The sequence below is a fragment of the Ignatzschineria sp. 22MB058224 genome (assembly GCF_058188435.1).
Window position 1 is genome coordinate 566,197 of record NZ_CP187366.1, and the last position, 13,618, is coordinate 579,814.

The 13,618-nt window shown below is 34.5% G+C and carries 13 protein-coding genes; 8 read left to right on the forward strand and 5 right to left on the reverse strand.

The genetic code is table 11. The features are described 5' to 3' along the window. Positions 1 to 21: 21 nt before the first annotated feature. From ACPF7B_RS02260 to ACPF7B_RS02275, 4 genes are all read right to left on the reverse strand, one after another. Complete coding sequence (locus ACPF7B_RS02260) at positions 22 to 2,733, reverse strand: type I restriction endonuclease (RefSeq protein WP_490506017.1); 2,712 nt, start codon at positions 2,731 to 2,733, stop codon at positions 22 to 24. 95 nt (positions 2,734 to 2,828) lie between these two features. After that, positions 2,829 to 3,005 (reverse strand): WYL domain-containing protein, encoded by a 177-nt coding sequence (locus ACPF7B_RS02265; protein WP_490506018.1) that lies wholly within the window; start codon positions 3,003 to 3,005, stop codon positions 2,829 to 2,831. A 31-nt stretch (positions 3,006 to 3,036) separates the two neighbouring features. Further along, entirely contained in the window at positions 3,037 to 4,941 is a 1,905-nt protein-coding gene (locus ACPF7B_RS02270) for an acyltransferase family protein (RefSeq protein ID WP_490506019.1), read from the reverse strand. A 162-nt stretch (positions 4,942 to 5,103) separates the two neighbouring features. Continuing rightward, complete coding sequence (locus tag ACPF7B_RS02275) at positions 5,104 to 5,949, reverse strand: helix-turn-helix domain-containing protein (RefSeq protein WP_490506020.1); 846 nt, start codon at positions 5,947 to 5,949, stop codon at positions 5,104 to 5,106. 190 nt (positions 5,950 to 6,139) lie between these two features. On the opposite strand from ACPF7B_RS02275, the gene ACPF7B_RS02280 reads away from it, so the two are divergent. From ACPF7B_RS02280 to ACPF7B_RS02315, 8 genes are all read left to right on the forward strand, one after another. Next, entirely contained in the window at positions 6,140 to 6,310 is a 171-nt protein-coding gene (locus ACPF7B_RS02280) for a hypothetical protein (protein WP_490506021.1), read from the forward strand. 236 nt (positions 6,311 to 6,546) lie between these two features. After that, entirely contained in the window at positions 6,547 to 6,786 is a 240-nt protein-coding gene (locus ACPF7B_RS02285; protein WP_490506022.1) for a hypothetical protein, read from the forward strand. After that, the gene (locus ACPF7B_RS02290; RefSeq protein ID WP_490506023.1) at positions 6,783 to 7,004 is read left to right on the forward strand and encodes a hypothetical protein; all 222 of its coding nucleotides are present in this window, start codon (positions 6,783 to 6,785) and stop codon (positions 7,002 to 7,004) included. The genes ACPF7B_RS02285 and ACPF7B_RS02290 overlap by 4 nt, the downstream gene beginning before the upstream one ends. Before the next feature lie 91 nt (positions 7,005 to 7,095). Continuing rightward, positions 7,096 to 7,368: a hypothetical protein gene (locus tag ACPF7B_RS02295; RefSeq protein ID WP_490506024.1), complete on the forward strand. Its 273-nt coding sequence runs from the start codon at positions 7,096 to 7,098 to the stop codon at positions 7,366 to 7,368. Next, complete coding sequence (locus ACPF7B_RS02300; RefSeq protein ID WP_490506025.1) at positions 7,368 to 10,013, forward strand: toprim domain-containing protein; 2,646 nt, start codon at positions 7,368 to 7,370, stop codon at positions 10,011 to 10,013. Before ACPF7B_RS02295 ends, ACPF7B_RS02300 begins: the two co-directional genes overlap by 1 nt. Positions 10,014 to 10,184: 171 nt before the next feature. Continuing rightward, positions 10,185 to 10,427 (forward strand): helix-turn-helix transcriptional regulator, encoded by a 243-nt coding sequence (locus ACPF7B_RS02305; protein ID WP_490506026.1) that lies wholly within the window; start codon positions 10,185 to 10,187, stop codon positions 10,425 to 10,427. A gap of 101 nt (positions 10,428 to 10,528) precedes the next feature. Further along, complete coding sequence (locus ACPF7B_RS02310) at positions 10,529 to 11,482, forward strand: hypothetical protein (RefSeq protein ID WP_490506027.1); 954 nt, start codon at positions 10,529 to 10,531, stop codon at positions 11,480 to 11,482. 15 nt (positions 11,483 to 11,497) lie between these two features. Then, positions 11,498 to 11,764 (forward strand): STAS-like domain-containing protein, encoded by a 267-nt coding sequence (locus ACPF7B_RS02315; RefSeq protein WP_490506028.1) that lies wholly within the window; start codon positions 11,498 to 11,500, stop codon positions 11,762 to 11,764. Between the two features lie 53 nt (positions 11,765 to 11,817). On the opposite strand, the gene ACPF7B_RS02320 is transcribed toward ACPF7B_RS02315, so the two are convergent. Further along, entirely contained in the window at positions 11,818 to 12,888 is a 1,071-nt protein-coding gene (locus ACPF7B_RS02320; RefSeq protein WP_490506029.1) for a tyrosine-type recombinase/integrase, read from the reverse strand. Between the last annotated feature and the right edge of the window lie 730 nt (positions 12,889 to 13,618).

Here is a 13,618-nt window from a genome sequence, read left to right on the forward strand (position 1 = left end):
TTGTGTATGGGCTAATTTGGATCAATTAGCAAAATTAAGACGAACTTTATCTTTAATATGTGGATCGTGGTGATCAATGGTTACACATATTATTTCCCCTAAAGAATAATTATGAGTAGAGATTTTAGAATTATGAATTAGTCCATCGATTAAAAATTTATTATCTGTATTAAGAGTGACAAATATACCTAAATGAGGAACTATATTTTTTATAGTTCCTTTTAATTTTGTGCCAACTGGGTATTCATTACAGAATTCAATCCATTTTATAGACTCATCGTTAGTGAATAAGTTTTTAAATCTTTCGATAGTTGCCTTTGGTTTTTCCATGGAAATTAGGATTTCTAATTGCTCCAGTTTAGAGTATGTGCGATAGTTACTTAACATTTTTTGAACAATATCATCGATGTATTCTATAAATTTTGAAGCAATGTAGTATACTTCAGGCAGTCTAAAGCTTTGCTCAGGGTCTACTATAAGTCCTTTTATATCATTAACAAGATTTTCATCAGTAATTCTAGTATCTTCCGCGATTGTGGCTAAATAGGTTATATCATTTTCTAATAATTCTAGGTGTGCATACCCCGCTGGAGCTAGCTTTATATTTGTATATAAATTAATATTTTCATATTCAAAATCTTCTGTTGTAATGCACATTGCTTTACCTAGATAACCAATTTGATTAATGATAGGGTCCTGTTGAAATCCAAATTGCCCAAGTGTGTTTAGTAGTTCTTCAACAGTGAAGTAGCCTTTTTTTGCACTTCGTTTTACATCACTCCGTACCATCATTTTTAACCAGCGAAGTATACATAAACGTATTAAGTAGACAGGTATATCTTTCTCATCCATTTCAGCATCGAGGAGATTTTTTATATGAGAAAATTTACTTATATAATATCGACGATTTCCTCTCATTAATGCCCTAACTGCAATATGCCCAGGCATTGTATAACTGTCTGATGACTTTCTTATTTTAATTATTTCTTCATTAGGAATGTGCCCACTACTACAAAAGTTAAGAAACATTTCTAAAGCTATTCTTATATTACCTCCGGATAGTCCCGTTAGTAGTCTTCTAATGGAATTTTCATTATTGAGGACTGAATTCAACATAGATAGTAGATAAGTTGACCCATCATTATTAGGATCAAACATGACATACATATCATTTTTTAATCTAATTTTACTTTGTTGGGGCTTTGGGTCATTATTTTCTTTTGATATTAGATCTAATGCTAGTTGTACTCTTCTTGTTAAAACTGTTTGAAATCTAGGGGCTTCTATTCTGAAACTATATTGTTTTATCGCTGTATCTAAAGGCTTTTGATCTTTGTAATTATCATAAGTCTCATCACGTAAAGGTAAAAAAACAATTGATTTTAAAGTATCTTTTGCCCAGTTTGCTACTTCAAACATTAATAATTGAGAGTCTTTATTTTTCTTATCACAATTATCAAAGACAATTATTACCGACTTAGCTCTTTCATTTGCTAAATATCTTATATAGCATTTTAGAGTTTGTTCTAGATTATTTTCGCATTCCTGTAGCTTATCGGCTAAACCTATTTTATATTGCTCGGAGTCTTCTGGAAAAATAGAACCTCTGCCTCGTTTATAACTATTAATTTCAACTGAGTATAGTTTTAGTAAAAAATCAAGACTTTCGAAATCAAATTCATCTTTAAATTGCTCTTGTAGATTATTAATTATTTCTTGTTGGATCCAACTATAAATTTTCTCTTTTTCTAAAGGAGCATTATTGAGATTTAATCTGACCCATATTAATTTATCCTGAATAGGTTCAGGAATAGTATTTGTATACTGTAAATAATCAATAAAAGTTGATTTTCCAACACCGACTTTACCGATTAATAAAATTATTTGATTATATGCGTGTTCTGAGAGAGCTTTATATATTTCAACAGGTCTATCAGTCCTTTGTATCTCTTGAGATATTAATTCACTAGCAGAACTGGATAACCTTACTAGTTGATCAACTTCATATCTATTTCTTTTATTTAAATCAGTAGATATGTATCCATTACTGACTATATATTGACGATGTATTTTATTGTCGGGATTAAATATCCATTGATATGTATCGCTTATAGTTTCCCCTAATGGGTTTTTTTTAATTTCTTTTTCCTGAAAAGCTTTGCCTCCTAAAACCATTCTAGGTTTTTTTATAAATGGAGGTACTAAAGTTTTAGAAATAGTATTGAAATGCTTTTCTAGCCCTTCAATACCCATACTGTCGGATAGCATAACTAAGTATTTTGACCCACATATTAATTCTTGTACTTTACATTTAATTAATGGTGTACTGGAGCCAACTTCACCAAATTGCAAACTAATTCCATTTGTTGCTAAAAGAAACTTAACAGGGTTTAATTCTTTTGGAAACTTATCATTAACTTCATGAGCGTATAACCTTGCTTCTCTATAGGCTTCATCTAGATTTAAATCAGATGGCTTTTTTGCTTCAATGATGGCCATGGGAAATCCGCGATTAACTAAAATATAATCAGGATAATAAATTTTTTCTGATTGCCCTTTGCCTATAGGATACCGATTGATATTAGTTTTGGTTAAAAAGTTAGTAGTAGATAAATTTAAACCATAGGGTTCGCTAGAAGTTAGAAGAGGGGTAATAAACTTTTGTTCTACGTCACTTTCAGTTGTTGATATATTAAAATTTAAATTATTTATATCTAGGTTTTTTTCTGACATCTTATATAGCCTTTTAAATCTATTAATTTTCTTTTATAGTTTCGTCTGAACTTTACTAATCTCTAAAAAGTGAAGAAATTCATCCTCTTTTATTATCAATCCATCTCATCAAAAATAGTTTCACTGTTCCCAGTAAACCTTGCGATTCTATCTATTCTAAAAGTCCGTTTTTCTTCTCTATCAAGACAATAGCCTTCTAAATATTCATCATCGCGATAGTAGGGCATGATTGCGCGCTCTTGTTTTGCGATGACTTTGCTAATATTATTCATTCATAAAATCCTTTATAAATTAATTTCATAATTATTCTTTTAAGTCGTTTAGTATTTGTTCAATAAATAAATTAGCCCCAAAATATGATAGATGAGATCCGCCGTTGTATAGTCCTCCAGCTTCACTAATCGTCATACATTCATTTTGATTGAGACACATTTTATTGTTTAGACTAATAAACTTTACATCGAGCCTATCTAATAAGGTGATAATTTCGTTATCAATATCTTGGGTCGATATAGCATTAAATTCGTTTTGGAATGTTAAATTGCCATGATTAACCTTTTTTTGGAGTTCTAAAGCAACATCTTGTTGTGGGATTGGCGGTTGTAAAATAATTATCGGGTGATGTCCTAGACTTAAGAGTTTTTCTATACTTTTTCGGAAGCTATTCATTACAGTTTCTTTAGGAACTATGTCTTGGATATTGGAATCTCCATCTTTTAAATTATTCACTGACTGTTTTGCTGCTCCAAAAAAATAAAAATTTGTGCCAATAAGAACATTCGCTGGAGGCATTTTTTCGAATTCCATCCATCTTTGTTTATTTATTTCCCAACAATTTTGTTTATCACCAAACCATATAGGCATTGACATGAGTGGGCATTGTTCATATTGAAAGATGCGTAAAGAGATATGTTGTTCCTTTAAAGCTCTTGTAAAAACTCCAGCAAAAGAGTCACCTACTACAATTAGTTCCTTCGTGTTTTTATTGAAAAAACACGCATTCTCTGGATTTCTCGAACTACATGAATTCCCATTTTCATCTGTTAATGCTCTATATTCTGGCTCATTAAAAAAGGTCATAATATCCCTTATCTCTTCTGGTTGTCTTTTAGAGTACCCACCAGTATTTAATGCTCCATTAATAAATGAACCAATGACTATAAAAATTAAAGCCAAAATAATGTATTTTGATTTTTTTTGACTACGACGGATTGGATTTTCAACAAAATAATATGAGCATACAGCTATAACAAGGGTTATTAAAAATAACAGGACAAAGGATTTTCCATTAACTTCAGCGAAAGTTACCCTGTAGAAAACTAAAATAGGCTGATGATATAAATATAATGAATATGAAATTATGCCTAGGAATACAACATATTTATATGACAATACTCTATAAACAATTGTGCCTTTTTGTGTGAAGAGTATAAATAAACTAGTGCCCATAATAGCTAATAAGCTAATCAGACCAGGTATATGATCTGTATCTTTAAAAAAGATAATTGAGTAAATCAGTAATGCTAAACCAAGTAGCGATAGATACTTACCATAATTTTTTTCAGAAAATTGTTTTGATACGGTATATGTAAGACTACCAGCAAATAATTCCCAAATTCGCGAAGGTGTTGAATAAAACGCCTCGGTACTGTCTATACTCATTAAATACAAGCAATAAACGAATGAAAGGCTAAATAGAACAGCGAATATCAAGTTACATTTTTTTATAAAATACTTTTTAATATAGTAAATTATAAAGGGAAATATCATGTAAAATTGCCATTCGATTCCTAATGTCCATGTATGTATTAATGGCTTGTATTTACTGGCATCAGAAATATATGCATCTTCATTCATAAAAATATAATTGGAATAAAACCCTAATGCACCTTTTAAAGAATCGATATAAGTCAATAAGCTTTTAGGAGATAAAAAGGCATATGCGGCAAAACAGGTTAAAAACAGCATTAACAATAACGCGGGATAAATGCGGTCTATACGAGATTTATAAAACGATAAGATAGGGATATTTTTCTCTAATAAAATTCCCGTAATAAGAAATCCTGATAGAACAAAGAAAATATCGACACCGAGAAATCCCCCTGAGAGGATGGGAAATCCTTTCCAGGTTAATTCTGCATGATAAATGAATACAGCAATGACAGCAAAGGCTCTCAAGCCATCAAGTTCAGGTCTATATTTTGACATTTGTACTTCTCTAAAACTGATACTTAAAAGCTCTGTGAACGCCTACTGTAAAGTAGTTGACATCATCCCTCAAATTTCGATATGTAAATGAAATGGCATTGGTACTCATGACTTTCCTTTAGGGGTAATTATTATTTTATTAGTGATGCATATCTTCTGAAATCAGTAAAACTGTAGTTTTCGTTCAAGAATTTTTTGCTGATTTCTTTCTATATATGCGATTAACTCTATATCGATCATTTTTGCGAAAATTTTATAGAGTTTTAGAGAAACGGCAATTGGTACAAAATTTACAATTAAAAGTAATAGAACGAATTCTAAATGGTTTTCAGTAGTTGGAATGGGTCCTATTTCTTTTATAGCCCAAACAGATAAGAGGATGGCTCCTAGCAATAAGAATTGTTTACAAAAGTTAGCAATAGTAATAGCCTTCTTAGAGATGCCTTTTATTTCATTATTTCTTTTTTCCTCTGCTACTCTTTTCTTTTCATCAAACTCCGCTTTTTCTTCTAGAGTTGGGGCCTTGACGTTGTAGTATTCATACTTAGTAATATTATTTTTATTGCTATCTACAGTAATATCACCTATAGAGCCAGCTGCCTTAATATTAGAAACATTATTTGAACTTCTTGATTTTGGCGGATCTTGATCATCTTTCTTTTTGTCGATTCGCCCTTTTGGTTTGTGTAGACTTGCTTTAGCGATTGATTCAAAAGCAGCTTTGTGATCTTCATCAGCATTTTCATAGGCATTAACTATTTCCATTGCTTTTGCTGAAATTAAATTTTCAGGAGTTTTTTCACCTGTTAAAAGGTAATGAATATCAACGCCATTTTTTTTGAGGTTTAGTAGATATTTAACATCTGGATATCGTCTATCTTCTTCATTTTCTCGTTCATAAGCTCCTTGAGTTGTTGCACTAACATCACCTAAGTCGCCAAACTCCCCCATAGTTAGGTTCATGGAAGTACGAATTTCTTTAATTCTTTTAGCAAAATCATTGAGCATAAAAAACCTCGTCAATCAACGAATATGAATTTAGTGGTTGATTATCACCGTTTTCGTTGATATATTTGATACAGTTAAACACTTAAATAGACTCTAAGAGTTTGTATAACCCTTAAAGAACCTATTAAACCCTTGTCAGTATATAAGGAAAGCCTTTGTATTTCATCCTTGTATAGAGGATTTTTAAATAATGAAAAAGAATAATACGAGAAAATATATTCAAGTAAGTATTCATCTAGAGCCGAAAACCCTTGAAAATTTAAAAACGATGGCTGAGCAGTCAGAGCGTAGCTTATCTGCACAAACTCGATTTTATATTGATAAAGGGTTGAGAGATGAACAGCAAAGATCGCAGAAGTAGGCTTAATTGCCACATGTGTGGGAATACGGCACGAATGATCTACAGCCGGCGAATTTCCCCAAAGACCCGAGAGAAAACTTACTACTGCAAACATTGCAATATGTACATCAAATCAATCGAAGAGATCGTACAAATAGCAACATTTAAACTCGCTTAATTCAATCAACATCAACAGTTAGAAAAAATGCAATTTCGGTTGCAGGGATTTTTTTAACCTTAAAAAAGGAGAACAAGTAATGGCAACACTCATTCAAATATCGGAGCGGAGGAATGCAATGCAACAAGAGATGAAGCAAGTCGCCGAGAAATCGGCAATTTCAGGGATGGAAATCCCGTATTCGCTTGCACAACGCTGGATTGAGATAGAGCGCGAATATCAAATCAAACTCGCAAATATCGAATCAGTGAAACAAGCAGCAATCATTAAAGACTTAACAGAACAAGTGAAAGATCTAAAACGAGGAGTAAGAGCATGATGCCCATCAAAAAGACTTTTAAATATCAGAAGATCACCGATGAAGGCTTAGAAACAATTGCGGTGGTCGAAGCACCAACAAAGCGAAGAGCAAATATGGTCGCGAACTTTCATCCGAAAATGAGCAAAGAGTTAAAACTCAAGATCACTGAAATCAAGCGATATCCATTCCACAGATATTCTCGCAAGCTCAACGGATTTAAGTTTCTATTCTTCTAAATAAAAAACGACTTCCGAAGAAGTCGCCACTGCGAGCCTTACACATCTTGGCAGATCGGCTCGCCAACAAAACTATTCTAAAGGATTCGACATGCAAAAGCTATTACAAACACTTAATTTTTCATCATTAGTACGTCAAAACATCTTTGATTTAGATGAACTTCTTAATTATGCAACAGCGCATAGTGATGTATTGCAAGTGAATCGTCGCATTCGTTACTTTCAAGATGAACTCAACATCCGCCGCCGTCAAAAAAATGGTTGGTGGAGCAAAATCGAACTCTATGCACTGCAAAAAGAACTTAACAGATTGCGTCGTAAAGTCGCTTCTTTAACTGTGAAATTCTTAAATGAGGCAGCGTAATGAAAAAGATGGATGAAACAACACGTCGCAATGTGATATCGGTTTTAACGAACCAATATCATATGCGGCCGCAAGGTGGGGGCGAACGCTATAAATATGGTGTTTGCCCAGGATGTGGTAAACGTGAGCTTTGGGCATTTGCGAATGACCCTTGGACGATTCAATGTGATCGTGAATCGAACTGCGGTTATAAGCAATCTGTAAGAGAGCTACATCCCGAGCTTTTTACGACCGTTACTGAACGAGCGTTAAAAATAGAATCAGCAGATCCAAAGATCATTGCTAAAACTTATTTGCAAGAAGAGCGTGGGCTAAACACGACACGTTGCGGTGAGTTTGAACAAGCAACTGCATTTAATCATAATAATAAGAAGAGCTCGGCAACTGTTCGATTTGCTCTTCCAAATGGTGGTTATTGGGAACGGATTATTGAGGATATCGATCTCCCAAAAGCACTTTTCTCAAAAGATTGTCCTTATAAGGGATTTGGTTGGACTTCGCCAGAGTTTGATCCTAAAGCAGAAGAGATATGGATCGTTGAAGGAATCTTTGATGCTTTAGCACTTCAGCAAAATGGGATCAATGCGATCTCGGCAATGACATGTCATAACTTCCCGAAAAAGACTTTGGAAGCTATCTATCAGGATAATCCATTCGCGACCGTTGTTATTGCGTTAGATAGTAATAAGGCCGGCAGAGTTGGCATGCGGAAAATGGCAAAGCAAGTCGAAGAGCTTGGTTTTAAAGTCCGCGCGGCACTCACCAATTCAAATGATGATTGGAATGATAAGCATATTAAAAAGCGCTTAACCGCTGATGATATCCGTACTTATAAATATTACGGAGCGCTTGAAATCGCAAAAACGCCGAGCAAGAAAGCCTTAATTATGTGGGCGAGAAATGGCGGTAGTCAGGGATTTTGGTTGGAACATGGCCACAAAACATATTGGTGCGATATCAATATGGAAGCATTACGAAAAGCAGAATCAGATTTAACGGAAGAAAAACTACTAGCAACAGGTGCTGGCGATGTGACCGAACTACGAGAGGAAGAGCTCGAGGAGATTCGCGAACAGGCATTTACCAAAAGTGGTTCGGTATTTCCGATTGCAACATGCATTATCGACTTTCTCTATGCAGAGAAGTCGATCGTTACTGATGAAACGCAATATTACGTCAAAATCAGTAATCATCGTGGATCAACTATGGGAACATTTAGCGGCCGTCATATTAAGTCAGCATCGGAATTTGGTGCGAGAATTATCGATACATTACCGGGTGCAAACTTCGATGGAACGCCGAAACAGCTCGGTAAAATCTATGATGATAAAACTTTCGATATTACAACTGTTAATACGATTGATTACGTCGGTTATTGTCCGGAAGCCAAAGCCTATATCTATCCAACATTTGCCGTTAAAAATGGCAAAGTGTATGAGAAAAATGAAGAAGATTATTTCACAATTGATGGTTATAGCATTAAATCAACGCTTAATGTTGCACGGTTTGCGCCAGAACTAGAATATCGAAACACTTGGACACAAGATTTTTTAAGCGCATTTGGTCCGCAAGGTTTAATCGTTTTAACGTACTTCTTTGGCTCGCTCTTTGCGGTACAAATTCGGGAGAAGTTTAAATCTTTTCCGTTCTTGGAATTCACAGGTGAAGCAGGATCGGGGAAAACTTCGGTGCTCGATTTCTGTTGGTTGCTCATGGGCCGTGAAAACTACGAAGGGATTAATCCTGTAACTTCAACTAAAGTTGCAAGAATGCGTACATTGCGCCAATTCTCCAATATGCCGACTGTTTACTTAGAGGGGCAAGGTGATGAAAAGGACGCAAAACAGGGACAAGCTGTTTGGTTAAGTGAAGCGAAACAGCTCTTCAATGGTATCTCACCACGAGCAACGGGGGTCATGAACTCCGGTAATGAAACGAGTGATGAGCCTTTCTACGGATCATTGATCGTTTCGCAAAACCGTAAAATATACGGTGAAAAAGCTATTCTCGGACGTTTCATCTATCTGCACATGACAAGAGAGCATCATAATGAAGCAGGGCGATTGGCATCAAAACGCCTAAATAGTTTAGGAGTAGAAGATGTATCGGGCATTTTGCTCCATGCAATTTCGAATGAGCAAGCGATCCTTGAACATCATGCCAATGTGTACGATCAATATCATAATGAAATTATGAATATTGACGGTATTAACACAACACGACTTGCAGACAATCATGCAACATTGCTTGCAATGCTCGATTCGCTCTGCAAATTACTCAATATTAATGATGTCTTTAAACAACAAACAAAAGATTACATCCTAAAAATCACCAAAGAGCGTGAGCAAGATCTCGACCAAGATCCAGAAGATGTGTTTGAGTTCTGGCAACTTTATGAGTTCCTCGAAAATAACACCGCTGCCAAAGTGAACCACAGTACGAATCAAGATCTTATTGCCATTAATCTCAATGAAATCGCCGAGATTGCAAGAAATCGAGGATCTGCATTGGGCGATATCGCACAGCTTCGAAAACTATTACCGCACTCTAAACGCTACAAATTTGTCGATAATAAAAACGTCTATTCACGATATGCCGAGAAAGCCGTTCGTTGTTATGTATTTATGCGGAGTTCAGGACAATGATCGATAAAGAGGACCTTTTTGGATTTCCCAACAACTGGGAGCAAGAGAACAAACCACCAACCTTTAAAGAAACGATCGTAGGTTTCATCATAACGATCACCGCATTATTAGCCTTAGTCAGTATCATCATAGTTATCGGAATAATCATCAAAATAATGAAGGGATAAGCAAATGCACGAACTTATCGAAGAAATAAAAGAAGTTTTAAAAAATGAACGTCGATACAGAGAAGCAAAAATCAAACTTCTATCATCCAACGAAGTTGCAGAAAAGCTCTCAATTTCACGCACTTATCTCGAAAAGAAAGTGATGTATAAAAAAGACTTCCCAAAACCAATCCAACTCGTCGAAGGTGGCCACAAACGTTGGTTAGAGCATGAGGTGGATGAGTATATTATGAGGAAGAAGGGGTAAAGAAAAAGGCTAGTGAGTATAACTAGCCTTTTGGGTTTTGAGCTTTTGTCAATAATAATATTATAATGTTACTAATTTTATGAAAATTATATGGAGAGATTATGCAAATAAAATTAGGGCTTGTAACATCATACAATTTACTCAACAATTCAAAATTCGCATGTAGTCCTATTCGTTTTGGTCGCCCTAGTTACTGGGTTTTGTTAGCTACTTCCTTATTTAATCAAGAAATTGACAAAGCAAAGCTAAATTTAAAAGATGATCAAGTAACGTACTTGCGCACTATAAATTTTTCAAAATATATTTTTAAAGAAGAACTACCATCTATTAATCGTACATATAAACATGGTCGATATTATTCAACTTTAGCCCCTTTAACTAGCGAAGAAGTTGTTAACGAGGCTAATGAAATAATTAATAGTTGTATACGTTTTAATATAGGTGAAATAGCTAAAAAGCCTACAAGTGCAGAAATTATCAGTAATATTGTTGGTGAGTTACATGACAATGTTTGGTCTCATGCTTTTTCTACTGGTTTTTCTTTATTTCAAAAAACACACAGTTGCGGTGAAGATTATTTAGAGTTTGCTATTGCTGATAGGGGATGTGGTTTTTTAAAGGAATTACAGCGAGTACAAATAGCAGTTAAAGATGATCAAGAAGCTATCCTATGGTGTTTAAAAGAAGGTAATACTTCTAAAAAAGCAAAAGAAGATGATGGATGGACGCAACAACTGCCACCAGATGTTATTGGTAATCCAATGGGTGGGAGTGCTGCTTATAATAATGGTAACCACCATCAAGGTTTAGGGTTAGCAAAACTAAAAGAGATGATAATGAATGCAGGAGGCACATTAAATATTGCTAGTGGTAATCAGCTATATACCCTAAATAAAGGCGTAGAGGAATGGGAGGATATTAGTAATTATCCTTGGGAAGGTGTAGCTATAAGTTTTGTTATTCCATTAAATAATCTTGAGAATTTAGAAAAAAAACGTAATATAGATGAAGAAGAGAGCAAATCTTTAGATGAGCTAGAGGAACTCTTCGAATAAATATTGGAGGTAAAAATGTTTACTTTTAATGATACAGATTTGTCATCGAGAAATTCTGCTGCTCAAGAGCGTGCACGCTTGATGGCCAGTATTTCTCAGAAACAAAAGATTGAGATAGATTTAATTAATGTTGAAAGTATGTCAGAGTCTTTTTCTGACGAATTTTTTGGCGTCATAGTTTTATCAAAAGGATATGACTATTTACGTGAAAATATTGTAATTAAAAATGCAAAACCAAATGTGAAAACAAGTATTGGAAGAGCTATTTTAAGACGTAAATAATAATTTAAGTTTTTTTGTTAAAGTAATTATCTTTTATAAGATAATTACTTTTTTTATCCCAAACGATTCGCAATCTCAGTTGCGGTTGGGTTGTAGTAAATCATTAATGATCGTGGATCTCTGTGCCCGATCATCTTTGCTAAATCAAGAACATCCAATTTTCTCGCTAAACGGGTACATGCTTCGTGACGCGTGTCATGAAAAGTTAGATCATTGATATTTGCCTGTTTTACATATTTTTTAAAAAGTGCAGATGCTTTATCAGCAGATGCTCGATAATCTTTATAAAAAACGGGCATAGCGCGGAAAACAGTTTTACGGCCAAACTCATCAATCACTTCTCGCTCATGGACCAGCGTTCTTGAATGGGCTTTCATCATTTCAAGCAATTCGATCGCACGAGTTGAGAGCGGTATATCCCGGGCATCACCATTTTTCGATACCAGGACTTTTAAATAACGTTCGTTGAGATAAATATTATTCCAATCTAAATCACATATTTCACCAATGCGCATTGCTGTTTCAAGTGCCAAGAGAAACATAATGGCAATACGATGCCGAGCCTGTGATGGTGGAATACCTTCTTCATACGTTAATGATTCCAAAATCCGAGCTTGTTCAGATTCGGAAATACGGCGCTTGCGAGATGGTGGCTCTTTCAATCGTTCAATTCCATCAAACGGATTATGATCGATCCATTTTTTCTTTCTGGCCACACGAATGGTCGATCGTAAAATCGAGATCTCTTTATTCACCGTCGATGTCATCACATCTTTTAATCGATATTCCATATACTTCTCGAAAAATTCAGGAGTGAGTGAACGTAGGCGAATATTCTCATTGAGAGCAGGGCAATTCAGAAAATATTTCATCCGTAATTTTTCAGTTCTAGCAGATCGTTTCTTAGGAGTTTCATTTTCAAGATAATATTCGATCGCATCTTTCAATGTTTTGTTATCATCTGTTTTATAAGCACGGCCATCCATGAGTTCTTTCTCACGCTGTGCTCCCCAAACCATTGCTTCAGCTTTTACATCAAAAGATTTGGATTCACGTACACGCTCACCATTTATAGTGAGTTCAATTTCTACAGTCCATTTTTTACCGCGCTTTCTTACATACATGCGCAAATCCTCCTGACGGGAAATTTGACGGGAAGATAGTTACTTTTATTACCTTTAATAACTACTTTTATGGATAGCATTATTAACGAAATAGCCGAAGATTACTAATTTTAACCTTGAAAAACTCAATATATTATTTTTAAAAATAACCAGCTATGTCCACCATATACAAGAATGAAAGCCCGCTAAACAGCGGGCTTTTTGTTTGTCTGAAATCCGATTAGTGAAGTTTGTTGCAGAAGATTCGTAATCTAAATAGTGGATAACGAATGGGGTAATTCGTCAATAACTTACGGATAGGTTATTTCTGTCTGTTTTTTTTCTTAGTTTTTTGATCGAGATAATACTCACTTAAGCAGACAATGAGAATGCCTATTATCACTAATACGAATATTATTAATATAAAAGCATCACTACTTGGGTCATGGGAGCTGTGGTATTTGCGTATTCGTATTGCATAAACAACTGGAGTGAAACTTATTAATATGATACTTATTAACAATCTTTTAATCATGATCTAACTTCATAGTTTTTTTATATAAATATTTGTTCGAAATAGCAGTTATCGAAATCTTTTATCTTAAAAAGTGTAAAGAGGATTCATAGATAAAAAAGTAGTAAACAATAACTAACCCATCAAGTATATAGTTGTTTGATTTAAAAGGAATTTATTTTAATCTTATTTTGATAAACACTTGATCCGACAAAAAGTGAATTGAAAAATCATTGA

Excerpts from the sequence above, each read along its gene's own strand:
- ACPF7B_RS02260 (WP_490506017.1), bottom strand. The coding sequence starts at position 2,733 with ATGTCAGAAAAAAACCTAGATATAAATAATTTAAATTTTAATATATCA.
- ACPF7B_RS02265 (WP_490506018.1), bottom strand. The coding sequence starts at position 3,005 with ATGAATAATATTAGCAAAGTCATCGCAAAACAAGAGCGCGCAATCATG.
- ACPF7B_RS02270 (WP_490506019.1), bottom strand. The coding sequence starts at position 4,941 with ATGTCAAAATATAGACCTGAACTTGATGGCTTGAGAGCCTTTGCTGTC.
- ACPF7B_RS02275 (WP_490506020.1), bottom strand. The coding sequence starts at position 5,949 with ATGCTCAATGATTTTGCTAAAAGAATTAAAGAAATTCGTACTTCCATG.
- ACPF7B_RS02280 (WP_490506021.1), top strand. The coding sequence starts at position 6,140 with ATGAAAAAGAATAATACGAGAAAATATATTCAAGTAAGTATTCATCTA.
- ACPF7B_RS02285 (WP_490506022.1), top strand. The coding sequence starts at position 6,547 with ATGGCAACACTCATTCAAATATCGGAGCGGAGGAATGCAATGCAACAA.
- ACPF7B_RS02290 (WP_490506023.1), top strand. The coding sequence starts at position 6,783 with ATGATGCCCATCAAAAAGACTTTTAAATATCAGAAGATCACCGATGAA.
- ACPF7B_RS02295 (WP_490506024.1), top strand. The coding sequence starts at position 7,096 with ATGCAAAAGCTATTACAAACACTTAATTTTTCATCATTAGTACGTCAA.
- ACPF7B_RS02300 (WP_490506025.1), top strand. The coding sequence starts at position 7,368 with ATGAAAAAGATGGATGAAACAACACGTCGCAATGTGATATCGGTTTTA.
- ACPF7B_RS02305 (WP_490506026.1), top strand. The coding sequence starts at position 10,185 with ATGCACGAACTTATCGAAGAAATAAAAGAAGTTTTAAAAAATGAACGT.
- ACPF7B_RS02310 (WP_490506027.1), top strand. The coding sequence starts at position 10,529 with ATGCAAATAAAATTAGGGCTTGTAACATCATACAATTTACTCAACAAT.
- ACPF7B_RS02315 (WP_490506028.1), top strand. The coding sequence starts at position 11,498 with ATGTTTACTTTTAATGATACAGATTTGTCATCGAGAAATTCTGCTGCT.
- ACPF7B_RS02320 (WP_490506029.1), bottom strand. The coding sequence starts at position 12,888 with ATGTATGTAAGAAAGCGCGGTAAAAAATGGACTGTAGAAATTGAACTC.